Below are 17,861 nucleotides of genomic sequence, written 5' to 3' on the forward strand. Positions count from 1 at the left end.
TGACTTTTTCAATTTCACAATATGAAATTTAATCTAGTTTTAATAATTCTTTCCTTTGCGAAAATGAATGAATGGAGAAATAAAATACTGTAAATACAAGGGTTTATCCAATGTTTATGATAAATTACCTGTCAAATATTATGCCGCGATGTAGAATTATATTCTGCATCCTAAAATTTAACATACAAATTTTTCTTTCGTAATGTGAAAGGAGATGCGATTTATGCAGTTTATTATCATCAGTGCCTGTCTCTTAGGGCAATCCTGCCGTTATGACGGGCAATGCCGGGAGTATCCGGAGATTACCCCATTGTGCAGCCGGAAAGACATCGTGCTCATTCCCGTCTGTCCGGAACAGGCCGGAGGCCTGGCTACGCCGAGACCAGCAGCGGAACGATCCAAAAACGGCGTCTTTACCCGGGAAGGGCGCGATATGACCGCTGAGTATGAACGGGGAGCACGTGAGGCACTGCGCCTGGCCAGGCTATATGGCTGCCGCTGGGCCGTCCTCAAGGAGAAAAGCCCGTCCTGTGGCAGCTTCTGCATTTACGACGGCACGTTTACGCGCACTCTTACAGAAGGTGATGGCGTGACAGCGGCCCTGTTCAGGAAAGAGGGCATTTCCGTTGTTGGCGAAAGCCGTATTCCCTGGCTCCTGGAACAGTTGTAAGACGCCTGTTCTTACCGGCCGCCGTGGAAATATTGCTTGCTTTATAGGGGCCTCTTTGCTACAATATATAAGTACGCGAGGAGGAACATATAGTGAATACGGTATTACATGAAATATTGGAATGGCTCTATGCCATTGTCATTGCGCTGGCCATTGCCATGGTTATCCATATATTCTTTTTGCAGCCGACACGGGTTTCAGGTGAATCCATGGTGCCGACCCTGCATAACGGTGAATATCTGATTATTTCAAAAATGGGACATATTATGGGAGATGTACCCAATTACGGTGACATCGTCATCATCGACAGCCGCGTCGGCTATCCCCGGACGTGGAAAGATGACGTAGCCGAACCAATGGACAATTATCTGGCCCTGTTCAGCTCCCGCTTCCAGACGAAGAATGTCTGGGTAAAACGGGTCATTGGCCGCCCGGGCGACACGCTGGCTTTCCATGACGGCAAAGTATGGCGCAACGGTGAGGCTTTGGATGAACCGTATATCAATGAACCCATGACTTATAGCCGCAAAGGGGAAGTCCAGGTGCCGGAAGGATATGTCTTCTGCATGGGCGATAACCGTAACCACAGCAGTGACAGCCGCTTCATCGGGCCGGTCCCGGTTGATCACGTCCTGGGGAAAGTCATTTGGTAAATAGGGTGTAAGAGCCGGTGCGCGTACCGCTTGTATACGTGCCGTACTCTTGCACTTTTTTTGTAGGAAAGGAGTTTTTTTATGAGCCGCACAAAGGAAGAATTACAGGGAGTTACGTCTCTGGGAAATCAGCATACAGCCTATACGTTCGATTATGATCCATCACTGTTGGAAACGTTTATTAATAAACATCCCGGCCGGGACTATTTCGTCAAGTTCAACTGTCCCGAATTTACCAGTCTCTGCCCCAAGACGGGACAGCCCGATTACGCTACTTTGTATATTTCGTATGTACCGGACCAGCGGATGGTAGAAAGCAAATCGCTGAAGCTCTATCTGTTTAGTTTCCGCAATCACGGGGACTTCCACGAAGACTGTGTCAACATCATCATGGACGACCTGATCCATGCCATGGACCCGAAATACATTGAGGTGTGGGGGAAATTCCTGCCCCGTGGCGGTATCAGCATCGACCCGTACTGCAATTACGGCCGTGCCGGGACTCCCTGGGAACAGGTAGCCTGGCAGCGCCTGTCTCAGCACGATCTCTATCCGGAAACCATCGACAACCGTTGACAGATACTTTCAGGTTACGGTTTTGTCTCAGTTTTTCTGCCATTGACAGAAATTGGAAAAGATATGGTATAATAGAACAAACGATAGTTCATAGTAAACATAAAGGCGGTGTTCTTCTTGAAAATGAAAAAAATACTGGCTGCCCTGGTTTTGTCCCTGGCTGTATCCGTTACGGCTTTTGCCAAGGAAGAAGTGTGGCAGTACAATCAGTTTACGACTATTGATATGAGCTCAGCGAAGATTTCCTATCCGGCAGGCATGCAGACTCTTACCTTCCATACGGTAGAAAAAGCTGGTGATTCGACGGATTACTGCACCTATGTCTACAACGTGGATGAACAGACCATCCAGCTCAAGGAAATGGTAACAAAGACGAAAAAGAGCAAGTATAAAAGCAGTTTTTATCCCGAATCCATCAAGAACGGCAATAATGTCATCAAGGCACGGGCCCGCATGGCCGATGAAGTACTGCAGAAAGTACTGGAAAAACTCAATAAATAACAAAATGGAAGCGGCCGCATTACGTGTTTATGCTTAATGCGGCCGCTTCTTTTCTGCGTCTATATGTATGTGGTTATTTTCCTTTGATGCAGATGCGCAGCCACCGCGGCAGTGTAGCTTTGGTGACGACGATGGAAAAGGCGATGGCCAGGAGAGTTACGATGCAGTAGATGGCCATGATGTACAGACTGCGCAGAAAAATATGAAAGTGAGATGCCAGATGGGTGAGCAGTGCCAGAAACAGGGGATGGACCAGATAGATGGGATAGGAGTAATCGCCCAGGAGAGAAAACACTTTATCCACCGCACGCGGCACGGGACGGCATTGCCACCAGTACAGGCAGAACAGCATCGTAGACAAAGTATAAACCATTCCTACCGGACTGAGCTGGTGGATGGTAAACACGGCAGACAGGGCATCATAGCCCTTATAGTACATGATGCCGTAATAAGCGGCCAGCATGCCTGCTGTGGAAAGCCCCTGGAAGAGATTGACCAGAAGTCCGTGATTTATAAGCCAGTCGCAGACGGCGGAAAAGTGTTCTGCCGTAAAAGCGCCGAACAGGAAGATGAACAGATAATGAAGGACGACGTAATTGAGGCGGTAATTGAAGGCATCCTGCAGAATCGGGCTGGCAAAATGAAAATTCCAGATATAACTGGAATAGAAGTTAAATATCATGTTGGCGAAAAAGAGAATGGTAAAGGATAGGGCCGGTTTCTTATCCATCCAGCGCAAAAGGGGCCGCCAGAGGGGCATGAGAAAATAGAACCACAGGAGAATGACGAGAAAATAGATGTGATACATGGCCAGGCCGTACCAGAGTGTACGGATGAACTGTCCGGGATGGAACAGAGTAAAATTATGGCCGATGACGGAAACGTACAACATGTAAAATAAGGACCAGGAGAGGTAAGGGATTAGGACCGTGCGCAGGCGGCGCTTCAGGTACTCTTTGTATACAAAAGGCTGATTGAGAGGCTGGCTGAGGAACATGCCGAAAGCGGACAGGAAAAAAAAGGCCGGAACGGAAAAGCGGGAGAGAATTTCCAGCACGGCGACCAGTCCCAGATTGGGAGAGGGGCTGAGAAGGGCTACGGAGCCGACGTGGATCCCGATGACTCCCAGCATACAAAGGCCACGCATATAATTAATAGACTGTATAAAACGTTTTGACATCTCGCACCTCATTCATATAAGTTTGCACTAGATACTTTCAGCTTTTTATTGTATCATATTTTAAGACACATGTAGAGATAGTTAAGAGAGGGTTTCCATCCTCTTAGAAGGAGACATGGCGCAATGAGCATTTTCTATTATGTACCAGCTGTCCTTGGCGTGCTGTTCATCGGTATCGGCACCTGGCATGGCTGGCGGCTGCGTGCCCTGACGAGGCATTGTACGGTTCCGGCAACGGGCACGGTGGTGCAGTTTGACGTACAGAAAAATAAAAGCGGCGATATGTATTACCCCGTCATCCGCTTTCAGGCGGGAGCAGAGCAGTATACGGCCCGCTATACCTTCGGCAACAGTGAGTGGAGCTTTGAAGCTGGCGATACCGTCGATATCCGCTACAATCCGCAAAAACCGGAAGAAATCTATTTGTATCACGAACAGACGACGCTGCAGCAGTATGCCAGTCCGTTCATGATCATTGTCGGCGGCTTGATATTTATTGCAACTTATTATATTACAATGTAAGGAAGTATAGTCATGACTGATTTTTCAAAACATATGACGGAGCAGACTGAAGTGAACGAAAAGGCCGTACAGGCCGCGGGAGATTTTCTGCAGGCTCTGGGACTGGACCTCAAACAACTCGGCATGGAAAAAACACCGTACAGGGTAGCTATGGCCTTTTCCCATTTCTTTTCTGGCTTGAAAGAAAATCCGGAAAACTGCTGGGGTGAATTAATCCCTACCCAGTCGGACGGGCTGGTTGCCGTACGCAACATTCGGTTTTATTCCATGTGTGAACATCACCTGCTGCCTTTTTTTGGCATCGTTCACATCGCGTATTATCCGGCAGAAGGCAAAATAGCCGGGTTTGGCCACTTTGCCGAAGTGGTAGACGTACTGGCCCGCAGACCGCAGCTTCAGGAACGATTTACCTATGAAATATGTAAAGCCGTTCAGGATGGACTGGGGGCCAGAGGTGCCCTGGTCATCGTCCGGGGGACTCATTTGTGCCTTTCCATGCGCAATCATCTGGGCGGCGATTCAGATATTATTACCCAGGCCGGGCTGGGATGTCTGGCCGACGGTACCGATGCAGGGCATCAGGCATGGAAACTGCTTATGGAAGGGGATGCACAGGAATGACAAGACAACATCGCACGTATCACTGGAAAGATGGCAAGACTCTTACTGTCGGGGATAAGACATTGATTATGGGCATATTGAATTATACGCCCGATTCCTTTTCGGACGGCGGGAGCTGGAATGACGTGGATAAGGCTCTTCACCATATGGAAGATATGGTAGCGGCCGGTGCCGATATCATCGACATTGGCGCCGAATCATCACGGCCGGGGTTTACCCCTATTTCGGCAGAGGAAGAGATCAGCCGACTGGAACCCATCCTGCGCCGCCTCGTATCAGACTGCCCGGTTCCCGTATCGGTCGATACCTACAAGGCCAAGACGGCACATTATGCCATGTCCTGCGGTGCCCACATCATGAATGATATATGGGGACTGCAATACGCCCCGGAACCGGGAGAAATGGCCGCCGTCGCCGCTGAATTCGACGTGCCGGTCATCGTCATGCACAATCAGGATGGGACGGAATACGGCGATATCATAGGCGATATGAAGGCTTTTTTTGCCCGCTCCGTAGCTATTGCCGACGCTGCCGGTGTCAGCCGCGATAACATTATTACTGATCCGGGAATCGGAATCGGGTTTGGCAAGACGTTTGAACAGAATGTGTACGTCATGAAACATCTCCGCGAACTGACGGACCTGCCTTATCCGCTGCTTCTCGGTACGAGCCGTAAAGGGTTCATCGGACGCATCCTGGATCTTCCTGTGACGGAACGCATGGAAGGAACAGGTGCAACCTGTGTAGCCGGTGTACTCGACGGGGCGGCTATCGTCCGCGTCCATGACGTCGGACCTATAGCACGCATGTGTAAAATGGCCGATGCATTACGGCCGGAATAAGTGGATAAGGAGATTCCTATGGATAAAATAGTATTAAAAGGATTGCATTTTTATGGGTATCACGGCGTATTTCCGGAAGAAACGAGAAAGGGGCAGCCTTTTTCCGTCGATCTGATCATGGAACTGGATACAAGCGATGCCGTGCAAAGTGACAGCATCAAAGATACAGTAGATTATAGTGCCGTCTATACGACAGTACAGGAAATCGTCGAAGGCAGGCCATACAAACTGATCGAAAAAGTAGCTGCCGTTATTGCCGATACGGTACTTGATACGTATCACAGGATACAGGCGGTGGAAGTGACACTCCACAAGCCGCAGGCGCCCATTGACGGTCATTTTGATGATGTGACCTTTGTCATCAGGCGGAGCCGGTCGTGATCAGGGTCTATCTGAGCCTGGGGGCTAATCTGGGCAGACGGAAGGAAACGCTGCAGCAGGCGGTCCGTGCCATATCGGCTCTTGACGGGGTGCGTCTGGCTGCTGTATCATCCTTTTATGAAACTCCGCCCTGGGGAAAAGAGAATCAGCCGCCGTTCATCAATGCGGCAGCACTGGCAGAGACATCGCTCCCTGTCGTGGAATTTCTCCGGAAGTGTCAGGCTGTGGAAACGGCATTGGGCCGGGTACGGCACGAAAAATGGGGAGCCCGCACGATCGATATAGACCTCGTGTACAGTCCTGACGTGACCTGCCGGACCGCAGAGCTGACACTGCCCCATCCATATCTGACACAGCGGGCTTTTGTCCTCGTGCCATTGCAGGAAATTGCCCCTCATCTGACGATAGGGGGAACTGATATCGGACAACTGCTGATAAAGCTGCCCGAACGCAGGCAGATTATTAAAATAGAATAGGAGAAGATTATGGAAAAGATACTGATTGCCGATGATGAACAATTGATGAGGCAGCTGGTCATTGATTTTTTAAAACCAGAAGGCTATGAAATCGTAGAAGCTGCTGATGGAAAAGAAGCATTGGAAAAATACCGGTCAGAACATCCGGATCTGATTCTTCTCGATGTCATGATGCCTGGATACGACGGGTGGACGGTCTGCCGGGAAATCCGCCGGGAATCGACTGTACCTATTATGATGCTGACGGCGAAAGGTGAAGAAATAGACCAGCTCTTTGCCTACGATCTGGGTGTCGATGAATATATAACCAAACCTTTCAGCCCCAAAATTCTCGTAGCCAAAATAAAAGCGCTGCTGCGCCGCGTACAAGCTGAAGAAGAACAACCCCAGGCGGCTGAAGGTGTATCTATTGACCGAGATGCCCGTCAGGTCGTCATCGATGGCAAAAACGTTGATCTCAGTCCGACAGAATATAAACTGCTCAACTATCTCATGACCAATGCCGGCAAAGCGCTGAGCCGCCGCCAGATTCTCAATAAAGTCTGGAATTATGAATATTACGGCGATCTTCGCACGGTTGATACGCATATTAACAGACTGCGCATTAAACTCGGTGACAAAGGATATGTCATTAAAACCGTACGTGGTTACGGGTACCGTTACGAAGCGTCGAAATGATGAAGATATCACTGCGCAAAAAAACATGCTTTTTCCTTGCTGCCTTTACGATTTTGTCGGCGCTGCTGCTCATGCTGGCTATTGGGATAGGTTTTAAGACTTTTTATCTGGAATACAGGAAGGACACACTTATATCTATGTCCAAGGATATCGGCCGCATGTACCACGAAGCCGGGACCGATAATACAGAACAGTTCGACCGCCTTAGCCAGCAGAACAGTTCTGTCATTTATATCGTGGACAATCAGCATCTTGTGTATTCGTCCATGCCGAACCGGAAAGCTGTACTGGGAAGACCGTCATTCAAGGGACAGCAGGAATTTACTGCCCCAGGACTGAAAAGGCTCAATCCCGATGGGGAAGAGCAGCCGATGAAAGAGCCACGGCATGTCACCATCATGCGCAAACTGTTCAATGGCGAAGCCTTAAGCCAGGATGAAACTAATGAAATTTACATTGACGGCCGGGACGATCACATGCGATTCATCAGTTATGTCTATCCTGTAGACGAAGACCGTAATAGTTACGTTATTGTTTCCCAACCGCTGGAACCACTGGAAGCGACCGTTGTCGTCGTGCAGAATTTCGTTGCATTGTGCGGTATCATATGGCTGTTTGTTGCCATCATCGGTTCCATCCTGTTTACCAACGCCCTGACGAAGCCGTTGATTCATCTGAAAAAGCTGTCTGTTGCTATGGCCCATCTCGACTTTTCCCATAAATGGACGAATACGCGCAATGATGAAATCGGGGAACTGGGCCAGAGCCTGAATAATTTGTCTAATCAGCTGAATACGGCCCTTACAGAGCTCAAACAGGCAAATAGCGAACTGGAAGTACAGCTAAAAAAAGCCAATGAAGTGGAAAAGATGCGTAAAGAATTTATTTCTGCTGTGTCTCATGAGCTGAAGACGCCACTGGCCCTTATCCAGGGATATGCCGAAGGGCTGGACAGTCTCGATGTGGATGAATCGACGAGGCAGCATTACTGCAAGGTCATACACAGTGAGACGATGAAGATGGATCATCTGGTGAAGGACCTGCTCAACCTGTCACGGCTGGAAACGGGGACGTTCCGCATCGATATGACGGAGTTTGATTTCCGGGCTCTCGTAGAAGAAGCGCGCTGCCGTTTCGAAGGAGTCCTGAAGGAAAAAGAAATCCGGTTTTCGTGCTGCCTGCCTGAAGAAATGGTCGTCTATGCCGATCCGGAACGCATTGATACAGTCCTTAGCAATTTCCTTTCCAATGCTATCGACTATACGGAAAAAGGACGACGTATTATTCTTTCTGCCGTCCGTTCGGGAGACCGTTATACCATCAGTATCTACAATCAGGGAATCCAGATACCGGAGCATGACCTGAGCCGCGTCTGGGAACCGTTCTATAAAGTAGATGCCGCCAGGACCCGTAAATCCCAGCGTATTTTTGGCGGTCATGGCCTGGGTCTGGGAATCGTGGCAGCCTTATTGAAACTGCACCATGAAACGTATGGCGTGTACAATGAACCGGACGGCGTAACATTCTGGTTTACTCTGAAAGCCTGCTGATTCGTTTCATTCGGATGACTGTCGCAAAACTGCTATGAACGGCAAATAAAGGAGGCCGCAGCAAAATGAATGGTTCATGTCATTATGCTGCGGCCTCATATTGCATTAAAACGACTTTTTTCCCAGCACGGGATGACTGCACGGCTTCAGCGTCAGATGGCCGACGAGATAGCCTGCTTCTTCCAGGGGAATATCTTCCCGGGAACCATCGTGTTCATACACGCAGAGTGGATGTTCCGTGCCGACTTCGCCACCGGGCAGATAGATGTATTCGTTATTTTCTTTATCGCCGAAGATGAACCCGGCTAATAGATGTTTCTGGGCAATCTGGCTCATGATTCTTCTCCTTTATCATCAAATGTAATTTCCAGCAGCTGGCAGTCCCGGTAATCGGCAGAGACGAGCTGCAGCAATGTCCCGTTATATCTGCGGGGGAACATGGTGTTGGGCTGCATGCCGTGGAGATGGCCGAACACGCACAGAGGAACGTGATACTTTTCCAGAAGTTCTGTAAAACCGCTGGGTCTTGTCAGATCACAGACCGGCGGGTAGTGGAGAAGCAGAATCGTGTGCTCACAATTCAGTGCTGCCGCTTCCTGCAGGCACCGTTCGACGCGGAGCAGTTCCCGGCGGTAAGGTTTGGCGTCTTTTTCTTCATGATAGTGGATGTCGCCGGGGCAGACCCAGCCATGAGTACCGCAGACAGCGATGCGGCCTTCGTCGAGAGTGACGGTGCTGCCGTATAAGTAGTGCATGCCCTTTCCTTCATCGAGGCGGTTTAACTTGCCGGCACTTTCCCACCAGTAATCGTGATTGCCGCGGATGATATATTTCGTGCCGGGAAGTTCCCGGATTTCGTCGAGATCTTCCTGAGCTTCTTTAAGATGCATGGCCCACGATGTATCACCGGCGATGAGGACGACGTCGTCTTCATGGACACGGCTGAGCCAGTCTTCCCGGATCCGCTGCCAGTGATTGATCCAGCGGGGACCAAAGACCTCCATGGGCTTTTTAGGCGGATTACCGGACAGATGTAAATCACCGATTGCAAATAAACGCATATATTATTTCCTTTCCGATAAAATGGTACGCAGTTTTTCTATAACCCGCTGCTGATGTCCCTTGTTGGCGACCTGGGCAATCATATATCCTACGTACAGCGGATTGGTAAGAAAACGTGGGACTATTTTGACAAAGAGCCGGCTGTCACCGGGAAAATCGTAGAAAAAGATGTTATAGCTTTCGTTGCGCCACACGAAATCGTGGATGAAGTAGTGGGCGACGAGCTGCATATAGCGAACGAACTCTGGCAGTTTTTCCTTGTTTTCAAGAATCAGGTTGACTTCATAAAAGCCGATGATGGGACGGGTTGAAAGATTGATTTCCAGACCGTCTTCTTCGATGATGGGCGTCCCCAGGAGATGGTAGAGCTTGATGTCGTCATGATAATCATAGTTTTCAAATCCGACTATCTGGGAATGGGGATGATGAATAGTTCCACCGGACATGTAACCGTGATTCCTGTAAAAAACGACGGAACGGAAGCGCCCCATTTCTTTGACCTGCTGCCACTTTTCCAGACCGAAATCGATGAGCTTTGTGGCATAATCCGGCGTATATTCACAAAATTCACCGTCGCAGTCGTCACTTTCGATGATTAGTGTCTGCCAGGAATCCTTGAGGACCGGATAGGCATTTTCCAGCCATATCATGTGTCCCCGCGTTTCCATGATGTTTTTTAAATGTGCCACGTCGCAGAACGGGCAGTACGACGCGTCGCGGTGCACCGTATCCGGCTTTGTCCTGCCCAGGTCCAGATTGTATATCAATGTATGTAATGACGGATTGTGTTCCATTATGACGGACTCCTTTACTAATACCTACCGTATATTGTAGCATAGAGATACGCTTTTTCAAATACGATATATGGCAGGGGATGTGGTATAATATAAAGCACCGGAGCCAGACTGGCATTCCGGTGTGATTACATTGAAAAAACAGAGGTATGAACCGTTTATGACGATACACAACGAAACAGCCCATGACTGGCCGCAGCTGCTGCTCGGCTGGTTCCGGACTCACCGCCGTGACCTGCCCTGGCGCACTTCGCCGCGTGATCCGTATAAAGTATGGGTTTCAGAAATTATGCTGCAGCAGACGAAAGTCGAAGCCGTCCGGCCGTACTATGAAAACTGGCTGGATCATTTTCCTACGGTGGCGTCCCTGGCCAGTGCCACCCAGGAAGAAGTGCTGCGCCAATGGCAGGGGCTGGGGTATTATTCGCGGGCACGCAATCTCCATCAGGCCGTTTGTGAAGTGCAGGCCCGGTACGGCGGGAAGGTACCGGATAGGGAAAAGGATATGCTGTCACTCAAAGGAGTCGGTGCCTATACGGCCGGGGCAGTCCTCAGTATTGCCTATGGCCGGCCGGTCCCGGCTGTCGATGGCAACGTGCTCCGCATCTTTTCCCGCCTGTACCTCATAGAGGATAATATTTTATCGGCGAAAGTAAAAAAAGAAGTTACCCGCCTGGCACAGGATGTCATCCCCGACGATGCGCCGGGCGATTTCAATGAAGCGCTCATGGACCTGGGAGCTTCGATCTGCATTCCCCGTCATCCGCGCTGTCAGGAATGTCCTCTTGTTTCCTGCTGCCTTGCCCATGAAAAAGGGCGGGAGACGGAACTTCCGGTCCGCATTGTCAAAAAAGACAAGCCTGCGGTGGATATAACCGTTCTGGTCGTTTCCGACCGGCAGTCCTGGCTCATCCATCGCCGTCCGGCAAAGGGACTGCTCGCTTCTATGTGGGAATTTCCCAATGCCGTGGGAAAGGGAAATGCCGGGCTGGATGCAGCCAGAGAAGTTCTGAAAAAAGCAGGAATCCGCGCCGGTAGTGCCAGCGGGCCAGTCGGTACACTGCGCCATGTATTTTCCCACAAAGTCTGGCAGATGACGATATATACAGCCCCGTATGCAAATGGGACGCTATTGGATAAGGAGGATTGGCAGTGGCTGCCACAGGCTGGCTACACGCAGGTTCCCTGGGCCGGGCCCCATGGAAAAATCACTGCCATAGTTTAGATGAAAGGTCTTTTTTTTATTAATTTTATGGTAATCCTGTCCTGTTTTTCCGTAGCAGCAGGCGTACTATATAACTACATCGTACAAGGCGGACAGGGAAAGAAAATTGCTTTGCTCACGGCATGCTGCTCGGCGCTGGGGGCAGGGGAGTTGTATTGGTACAGCCACTGGTTCCCCAATCTGACGGGGGGCATCCGCCTGATGGGGCTCCATATAGGAGCTTTGGCGTCAGTGAGCTGGTTCCTCACCTTTCTCCTGGCATTTCCTGTCCTGGTGGTGCTGGCGGCTGGCATCTTTTTTTACCGGCTGAAGCGGCGCGGCCGACCGGTTACACCGGCAGAAAATATGACTGCCAGGGAACATCAGGGGCCATCCATGAGCCGGCGGACATTCCTGAAAGGGATGGCCGCTGCCGTTCCCGTAGCGGCAGCAGCGACGAGCGGACTGGGAAATGTCGTGGGCGAAAGTTATCTGGCTGTGACCAAACTTCCCCTTTCCTTTCCGGACTTACCTGATTATCTGGAAGGGTACCGCATCGGACAGATTTCTGATAGCCATATTGGGCTGTTTTTCAGCCCGGAGGACTTAAAAACAGCGATGGAGCGCCTGGCAGCGGAAAAAGTCAACCGCTTGGAAATTACGGGGGATCTCATCGATGAGCTGAGCCGGCTTCCTCAGTGCCGGCAGGTCCTTATGGAGGGAGCCGCTTTGTTTCCCGATGGCATTGATTTCTGCTACGGCAACCATGAATATTACCGGGGACTGGCGGATATTACAGACATGCTGGAATCGACACCCATACGTATCGTACGCAACAGCCATTTCTGTGCCAGTCCCGGAGGGGGACGGAATCTTTCCGGCCGTTCCGGAAGGGATAACAGGCCCTTTTATATTGCCGGCACAGATTTCAGTTTTGCCCCCAGCGGCCGTCTCCACGATGAACAGCGCCGGGACTATACGCAGACAGCCTTGCAGGGAATACCAGAAGGTGCATTTACGATTCTGCTGGCACACAATTCGGCCTTCATCGATGAAGGATTCGCTCATCATATTCCTCTTACGATGTGTGGTCATACCCATGGTGCCCAGTTTGCACCTATCGGGCCTTTAGTCCAGGCCGTAGGATTTAAATATCTCCGCGGCCTGTTCCAAAAAGACGGCTGCTATGGGTATGTCAATCGCGGTACGGGCCACTGGCTGCCTTTCCGGGTCTTGTGCTCCCGGGAAGTTACCGTATATGAATTACAGAAAAAGCGGTGATTGTATGAATATAGAAAAATACAAAGTCTTTCTCACGGCAGCCCGCAAGGGAAGCTTCATCCAGGCTGCGCGGGAACTGGGATATACGCCGTCGGCGGTGACCCAGATGATGAATTCCCTGGAAAATGAATGTGGTTTCAGCCTGCTACAGCGGAGCAACAAAGGTGTTGTTCTGACCAAAGAAGGACACGCCATCCTGCCCTATGCCCGGCAGCTCGTAGAAGTGGAAGAACGGCTGGAAGAGCAGTGTGAAAATATCAAGGGCATTCATTTGGGCCGCCTGCGCATTGCCGGATTCACCAGCACGGCCTGTGCCATCATACTGCCTGTCGTCGAGCGCTTTCAGGAACGATACCCCAATATTGATGTGGACATTCTGGAAGAGAACAGTCCTAAAACGCTAGCCGAATGGGTGCGCAGCGGCGTTGCCGATATTACGATTACGACGAAACAGCCAGATTATGAAAATGAATGGATTATCCTCAATGTCAATCCTTATGTGGCTGTCCTGTCCAAACAGAACCCTTTGTCCCGGAACGAATGCATTACGGCAGAAGAAATGCAGCAGTCCCGGGTACTCATGTTCCGTTCACGCCATGGTCTGGAATCGAATGTAGCCGAGTACATGAAAAAGTATAATCTGCAGCCTCTTTCGACGTTTACGTCCAACTGCAATTATGTCATGTTGAAAAAACTGGAACAGACACCTTGTGTCAGTCTGCTTCCCGTTTATATGTGGGATTTTTATGCTCCTATGCATCCGGGACTCACAGCACGGCCGATTTCACCGTCCCTGACTTGTGATATTATCCTGACAGTGGCTTCCTTTAGTGAATGTTCTGTCCCGGCCAGGGCGTTCATTGAATGTACGAAAGAGTTCATTAAAGATAGTCTTACATGAATGGATATTTCCATTAAAGAAAATCTGTGCGTGGAAAAAGGGGCTGCAGCAAGGTGAATGCTTCTGGTTCACTTTGCTGCAGCCCCTTTTTCAGGGAGTCTCGATATAAATATATTCCTGCTAAAATCAGCATACAAGAATCCTAAAAGGGACATGTAAGAGGATTTTCGTATCCAGCTGCAGACGGCGCAGGAACAGACAAAAGCTGTGCTGCAGAACACGTGCTCTTTTGTTACTTTTTATTATAAACACGAGCCGGAAAAAGGGGAAAACAGTAATTCTGTTAACGCAGTAAGAAAACGTAAAAAGAGTACAGCTGATGTGATTTCCGCTGTACTCTTGTCCGGTAGGACTACTGATGATTGCATGTATGACCATGACCGGCGTGGTGCTGATGATGACCGCCGCTGCAGGTGGCATCCGGATTATACTGCAGCCGGTCTTCCAGGAATGCCTGTACGGCTTCGTCACAGGATCCCTGAACGCCACAGTAGAAGGGGATACCAGCCTGCTGCAGGGCATTACGCGCTCCCGGTCCCATATTGCCACAGAGGAGTACGTCAGCACCGTGATCTTTGAGCCACTGGGCCAGCGGTTCGTGGCCGACACCGTTGGTGGAAATGATTTCGCTCCCCGTTACGATTTTGTCTTCTACTGTATAAAACTTGAATGCTTCTGTCCGTCCAAAATGCTGGAATACGCTGCCGTTGTCATAGGTTACGGCAATTTTGCCATTTGTCATCATATGAATTCCTCCTTAATATAACCTGACTATACTGAATCTTTCTTCTATTAAAGAGTATACATCATATAACGACATATGTCAATAATATAAACAACAAAAGTCAATAATTTAATTATCGAATGCTTTCAGCGCATCTGATGCGATATGGAGCGTGCGCAGCTGGGGTGCTTTTTTATACTGATGGCCTTCCATACGCTTAACAATATCCGCCAGGCTGGAAACGGCTTTTACGATGTACGGTCCTTTATTGAGCATGACGCATTCGGCCCGTTCACTCATGGCGGCATCGGTGATTTCAGCCCGGGACGGAATGCCTGTCTTGACAAGGTTTTCCAGAACCTGTGTAGCCCAGATGACGGGAATATGGGCAGCTTCACAAATCCAGAGTATTTCTTCCTGCAGCTCTGCCAGACGATGATATCCCGCTTCAACGGCCAGATCGCCCCGGGCAATCATGACGCCAAAGGGATTCCGGGAAGCGGCCTGGACGATGATTTCTGGCAGATTATGCACACTGTCTCTGGTCTCTATTTTTGCGATGATAGCCATGTTCCGTGCTTTATTTCCCATCCGTTTGTACAGTTCATCCTGCAACAGGAGAATATCGGCGCGGCTGCGGACGAACGAATAGCCGATTGCGTCGGCATGATGGATAATGAAATCGAGATCGGTCAGATCCTTTTTCGTCAGGGGCGTAATGTCCAGTGGTGTTTTAGGGAAATTCAAGCTTTTTTTATTTTTCAGACGGAATCCCTTGGCTTTTGTCGAAATGACGCGCAGATAGGCTCCCTGAGGCGTAAGCCTGGTGACGACACAATTCAGTTTGCCATCATCGATGACGACGGAATCGCCTTCCTGAAGATGATCGAATACTTGGGGGATACTACAGGTAATGATGACATTTCCTGTATAATCGGCAGGGTAATCGGAAATTTTTCCACGGGCGAGGAAAAAGAAATCATCTGTAAAGACACGGTCGTCATCACCGGGGACTAATACCTGGGAAATGCGGACTTTCGGACCGGCCAGGTCCATGTAGATTTTACAGCGTTTCTTTGTTTCCTTTTCCGCTTTATGGATATGGTGCAGCATGGCCTGCCACATATCCCGTGTATCATGAGCGCAGTTGATGCGGGCCATGTCCATGCCTGCTTCGAGAAGATTGCGGACCAGTTTGTAGTCCGTAGCTGCTTCCGGCGGCATAGTCACCATAATATTCGTATAGGATGCATCAGGATGAATGCCAAATATCAGATTGGAATTATGAGCTAGCAGGCGGTTGCCGTGGAAAAACCATTTTGGTGCAGGATAGGCGATGAGTTCATGTTCCTGCTTGTGGCAGATCCGCCCCAATGAAGCGATGACGGCATCGAGATTCGCCATCGTACGGGCTTCGCTGCGCCCAAGTGAAGATAATCCCAATAACAGCAGCTTTTCCTGCAGGGGCCGCAGGTCGTGGCAGCGTATGGCAAGATAAAAAGCCAGATTCAGGGCACTGAAGCGGAAGGAGCTGCGCCGGATAGATGGAGAAACAGCTTGATACATTTTCATGCCCTGCTCTAAAACGTTCTGGCGAAGTTCGAACAAGGTTTGATATAGGTCATTCATTTCTTTTAGAGAAGGGGTTGATTTCATCGTATTGCCTCCTGTATACCAGAATACATGTTGTATGCAACCATAGTATACCATCGTTGCGGAGAAAGAAAGTGTTTTCACTGTAATTTTACATTGGACAGCATCATTTTATGTGACAAAAGATGCTATGGAATAAACATTAATATGATATAATAGAAAATATTTTTAATGAAGGAGACACTAATCATGATAGTATACGTCAACAATGAAGAACGGGAACTCCACGTTTACGACCGCAGCAGCGGCGTCGATTACGCAAAAAGTGTCATTTGTTCCCAGGAGCGGCTCGATACGGGCGTGATGGGGGAATTCATCCTCTCTGAACAGGAATACGACAATTGGAAGGAAATCCTCCATATCGTGCAGGAATCGGAAGATATCCGTTATGCCATAAGAGGCATCGTAGATCCTGAAGAATTAAAAGAATACATTTTCGAAGATACACAGTACCTCGTTCACGTGCGGGAAACAGCGGAAACGGAAAATGTCTGCTTGAAAGACCTGCAGCAGGCATTAGAACAAAAAGACAAGAACTGGCTCCGGGAAAATGGGTTTATCAAAACAATAAATCATATTTAGTGCGAAAAAATCCTTGTCAGTACACACATGTTGTGATATCCTTAAACAGATATGAATTGCTTAGAGTCAGGACAAGGGAGTTTTAATGTGAAAAAATTTTTTTCCTGGTTTTTAGGTATTCTTTTTACAGTCATCGTTCTTGTAGCCGGTATCTTTGCGTATTGGTATTTTGGATCGACCAATTATCATCTGACGGGGGTTCCCGTCCTCAATTATCATCAGGTCAACAACCGCTATGAGACATGTCTCACTATGAAGCCTGAAAACTTTGAAGCACAGATGAAATATCTGCACGACAACGATTATCATTCCATTACTCAGGAACAATTTGATGCCTATATGCGCGGGGAAGGGTCATTGCCGGACCGTCCGGTTCTGATTACCTTTGATGATGGATATGTCGATAATTACGAGTTCGCCTATCCTATCATGAAAAAATATGGATTCCGTGGCACCATTTTTCTCATCATGAATCTCATGGAAAAGCCAGGATATCTGACCTGGAATATGGTCAAGGAAATGAGCGACGACGGGATGGAATTCGGATCCCATACGATCAGCCACAAGCCTCTGACCAGTTTTGACCGCGATGGCGTACGAAAAGAATTGCAGGAATCGAAAGCCATGATTGAAGCCCGGACGGGCAAGGTTTGTAATTTCATCGCTTTCCCGGAAGGAAAGTTCAATGCTATGGTCATGGAAGAAACGAAAAATGCCGGGTATGATTATGGATTTACTGTAGAAACAGGCCGTGATTTCCCCTGGGATGACCACTACGATCTGGACCGGGTCCCCTTCTTTGAAGGTCCGGTCAGTTTCAAACATTTCCGTTTCCGTCTGACCTTTAGTGCATTCAGTGCCCTTTTGTGGAAGACCCATGCTTACTTTGCTAATATGGAAATGACAAAACCACTGGCGGAACATATCCCCCAGCCGTAACAAGGAAAATAGAAAAGACAGCTGCCCCAGGAGTATTACATTTCCTGGGGCAGTCACTTTTGGCGTAAGGA

General features: G+C 49.2%; 22 protein-coding genes. 16 read left to right on the forward strand and 6 right to left on the reverse strand.

The window, feature by feature from the left end; translation table 11 throughout:
- Window positions 1–223: 223 nt before the first annotated feature.
- From ACGTIC_RS08190 to ACGTIC_RS08205, 4 genes are all read left to right on the forward strand, one after another.
- The gene (locus tag ACGTIC_RS08190) at window positions 224–670 is read left to right on the forward strand and encodes a DUF523 domain-containing protein (protein ID WP_113855986.1); all 447 of its coding nucleotides are present in this window, start codon (window positions 224–226) and stop codon (window positions 668–670) included.
- A 92-nt stretch (window positions 671–762) separates the two neighbouring features.
- Window positions 763–1,323, forward strand: coding sequence for a signal peptidase I (gene lepB / locus ACGTIC_RS08195; protein ID WP_059077436.1), 561 nt, complete (start codon window positions 763–765; stop codon window positions 1,321–1,323).
- An 81-nt stretch (window positions 1,324–1,404) separates the two neighbouring features.
- Entirely contained in the window at window positions 1,405–1,899 is a 495-nt protein-coding gene (gene queF, locus ACGTIC_RS08200; protein WP_075582304.1) for a preQ(1) synthase, read from the forward strand.
- A gap of 123 nt (window positions 1,900–2,022) precedes the next feature.
- Window positions 2,023–2,400, forward strand: coding sequence for a hypothetical protein (locus tag ACGTIC_RS08205; RefSeq protein ID WP_234995339.1), 378 nt, complete (start codon window positions 2,023–2,025; stop codon window positions 2,398–2,400).
- A gap of 73 nt (window positions 2,401–2,473) precedes the next feature.
- On the opposite strand, the gene ACGTIC_RS08210 is transcribed toward ACGTIC_RS08205, so the two are convergent.
- Window positions 2,474–3,580 carry an acyltransferase gene (locus ACGTIC_RS08210; RefSeq protein WP_113855985.1) on the reverse strand — a complete coding sequence of 369 codons (1,107 nt, stop codon included), beginning with the start codon at window positions 3,578–3,580 and terminating at the stop codon, window positions 2,474–2,476.
- Between the two features lie 123 nt (window positions 3,581–3,703).
- Between ACGTIC_RS08210 and ACGTIC_RS08215 the strand changes: the two genes are divergently transcribed.
- Genes ACGTIC_RS08215 through ACGTIC_RS08245 form a run of 7 tightly spaced genes read left to right on the forward strand, consistent with a single transcriptional unit; the run spans window position 3,704 to window position 8,650 of the window.
- Window positions 3,704–4,102 (forward strand): DUF3592 domain-containing protein, encoded by a 399-nt coding sequence (locus ACGTIC_RS08215; protein ID WP_059077440.1) that lies wholly within the window; start codon window positions 3,704–3,706, stop codon window positions 4,100–4,102.
- A gap of 12 nt (window positions 4,103–4,114) precedes the next feature.
- A complete protein-coding gene (gene folE / locus ACGTIC_RS08220; RefSeq protein WP_234995338.1) occupies window positions 4,115–4,723 on the forward strand; it encodes a GTP cyclohydrolase I in 609 nt (202 codons plus the stop codon).
- Window positions 4,720–5,565, forward strand: a complete 846-nt coding sequence (gene folP, locus ACGTIC_RS08225; protein ID WP_113855984.1) for a dihydropteroate synthase — start codon at window positions 4,720–4,722, stop codon at window positions 5,563–5,565. Before folE ends, folP begins: the two co-directional genes overlap by 4 nt.
- Before the next feature lie 18 nt (window positions 5,566–5,583).
- Window positions 5,584–5,946, forward strand: a complete 363-nt coding sequence (gene folB / locus ACGTIC_RS08230) for a dihydroneopterin aldolase (RefSeq protein WP_059077442.1) — start codon at window positions 5,584–5,586, stop codon at window positions 5,944–5,946.
- Window positions 5,943–6,422, forward strand: coding sequence for a 2-amino-4-hydroxy-6-hydroxymethyldihydropteridine diphosphokinase (folK, locus tag ACGTIC_RS08235; protein ID WP_059077443.1), 480 nt, complete (start codon window positions 5,943–5,945; stop codon window positions 6,420–6,422). The genes folB and folK overlap by 4 nt, the downstream gene beginning before the upstream one ends.
- Before the next feature lie 9 nt (window positions 6,423–6,431).
- Complete coding sequence (locus ACGTIC_RS08240; RefSeq protein WP_059077444.1) at window positions 6,432–7,100, forward strand: response regulator transcription factor; 669 nt, start codon at window positions 6,432–6,434, stop codon at window positions 7,098–7,100.
- Window positions 7,097–8,650, forward strand: coding sequence for a HAMP domain-containing sensor histidine kinase (locus ACGTIC_RS08245; protein WP_113855983.1), 1,554 nt, complete (start codon window positions 7,097–7,099; stop codon window positions 8,648–8,650). The genes ACGTIC_RS08240 and ACGTIC_RS08245 overlap by 4 nt, the downstream gene beginning before the upstream one ends.
- Before the next feature lie 105 nt (window positions 8,651–8,755).
- Here the strand turns inward: ACGTIC_RS08245 and ACGTIC_RS08250 are convergent, their stop codons facing one another.
- The 3 genes from ACGTIC_RS08250 to ACGTIC_RS08260 are packed head-to-tail and all read right to left on the reverse strand — an operon-like array spanning window position 8,756 to window position 10,506.
- On the reverse strand, window positions 8,756–8,986 hold the full coding sequence (locus tag ACGTIC_RS08250) for a hypothetical protein (RefSeq protein ID WP_059077446.1): 231 nt from the start codon (window positions 8,984–8,986) through the stop codon (window positions 8,756–8,758).
- Window positions 8,983–9,711 (reverse strand): metallophosphoesterase, encoded by a 729-nt coding sequence (locus ACGTIC_RS08255; RefSeq protein ID WP_113855982.1) that lies wholly within the window; start codon window positions 9,709–9,711, stop codon window positions 8,983–8,985. Before ACGTIC_RS08255 ends, ACGTIC_RS08250 begins: the two co-directional genes overlap by 4 nt.
- Window positions 9,712–9,714: 3 nt before the next feature.
- Window positions 9,715–10,506 (reverse strand): DUF4931 domain-containing protein, encoded by a 792-nt coding sequence (locus ACGTIC_RS08260; protein ID WP_075582310.1) that lies wholly within the window; start codon window positions 10,504–10,506, stop codon window positions 9,715–9,717.
- 160 nt (window positions 10,507–10,666) lie between these two features.
- Here ACGTIC_RS08260 and mutY point away from each other — a divergent pair, with 160 nt between their 5' ends.
- From mutY to ACGTIC_RS08275, 3 genes are all read left to right on the forward strand, one after another.
- Complete coding sequence (mutY, locus tag ACGTIC_RS08265; protein WP_059077449.1) at window positions 10,667–11,731, forward strand: A/G-specific adenine glycosylase; 1,065 nt, start codon at window positions 10,667–10,669, stop codon at window positions 11,729–11,731.
- Between the two features lie 150 nt (window positions 11,732–11,881).
- A complete protein-coding gene (locus ACGTIC_RS08270) occupies window positions 11,882–12,991 on the forward strand; it encodes a metallophosphoesterase (protein WP_257536514.1) in 1,110 nt (369 codons plus the stop codon).
- Window positions 12,969–13,892, forward strand: a complete 924-nt coding sequence (locus tag ACGTIC_RS08275) for a LysR family transcriptional regulator (RefSeq protein ID WP_075582312.1) — start codon at window positions 12,969–12,971, stop codon at window positions 13,890–13,892. Before ACGTIC_RS08270 ends, ACGTIC_RS08275 begins: the two co-directional genes overlap by 23 nt.
- 352 nt (window positions 13,893–14,244) lie before the next feature.
- Here the strand turns inward: ACGTIC_RS08275 and ACGTIC_RS08280 are convergent, their stop codons facing one another.
- Together ACGTIC_RS08280 and ACGTIC_RS08285 are read right to left on the reverse strand one after the other, a co-directional pair.
- A complete protein-coding gene (locus ACGTIC_RS08280; RefSeq protein WP_200817467.1) occupies window positions 14,245–14,637 on the reverse strand; it encodes a NifB/NifX family molybdenum-iron cluster-binding protein in 393 nt (130 codons plus the stop codon).
- A 108-nt stretch (window positions 14,638–14,745) separates the two neighbouring features.
- Window positions 14,746–16,272 (reverse strand): pyruvate kinase, encoded by a 1,527-nt coding sequence (locus tag ACGTIC_RS08285; protein WP_113855980.1) that lies wholly within the window; start codon window positions 16,270–16,272, stop codon window positions 14,746–14,748.
- A gap of 186 nt (window positions 16,273–16,458) precedes the next feature.
- Between ACGTIC_RS08285 and ACGTIC_RS08290 the strand changes: the two genes are divergently transcribed.
- Window positions 16,459–16,851, forward strand: coding sequence for a hypothetical protein (locus ACGTIC_RS08290; protein WP_075582313.1), 393 nt, complete (start codon window positions 16,459–16,461; stop codon window positions 16,849–16,851).
- 87 nt (window positions 16,852–16,938) lie between these two features.
- Window positions 16,939–17,790 carry a polysaccharide deacetylase family protein gene (locus ACGTIC_RS08295; RefSeq protein WP_257536513.1) on the forward strand — a complete coding sequence of 284 codons (852 nt, stop codon included), beginning with the start codon at window positions 16,939–16,941 and terminating at the stop codon, window positions 17,788–17,790.
- The last annotated feature ends 71 nt before the right edge of the window (window positions 17,791–17,861 follow it).

Origin of the sequence: Megasphaera hexanoica (assembly GCF_043520715.1) — a bacterium.
Classification (GTDB): Bacteria; Bacillota; Negativicutes; order Veillonellales; family Megasphaeraceae; genus Megasphaera; species Megasphaera hexanoica.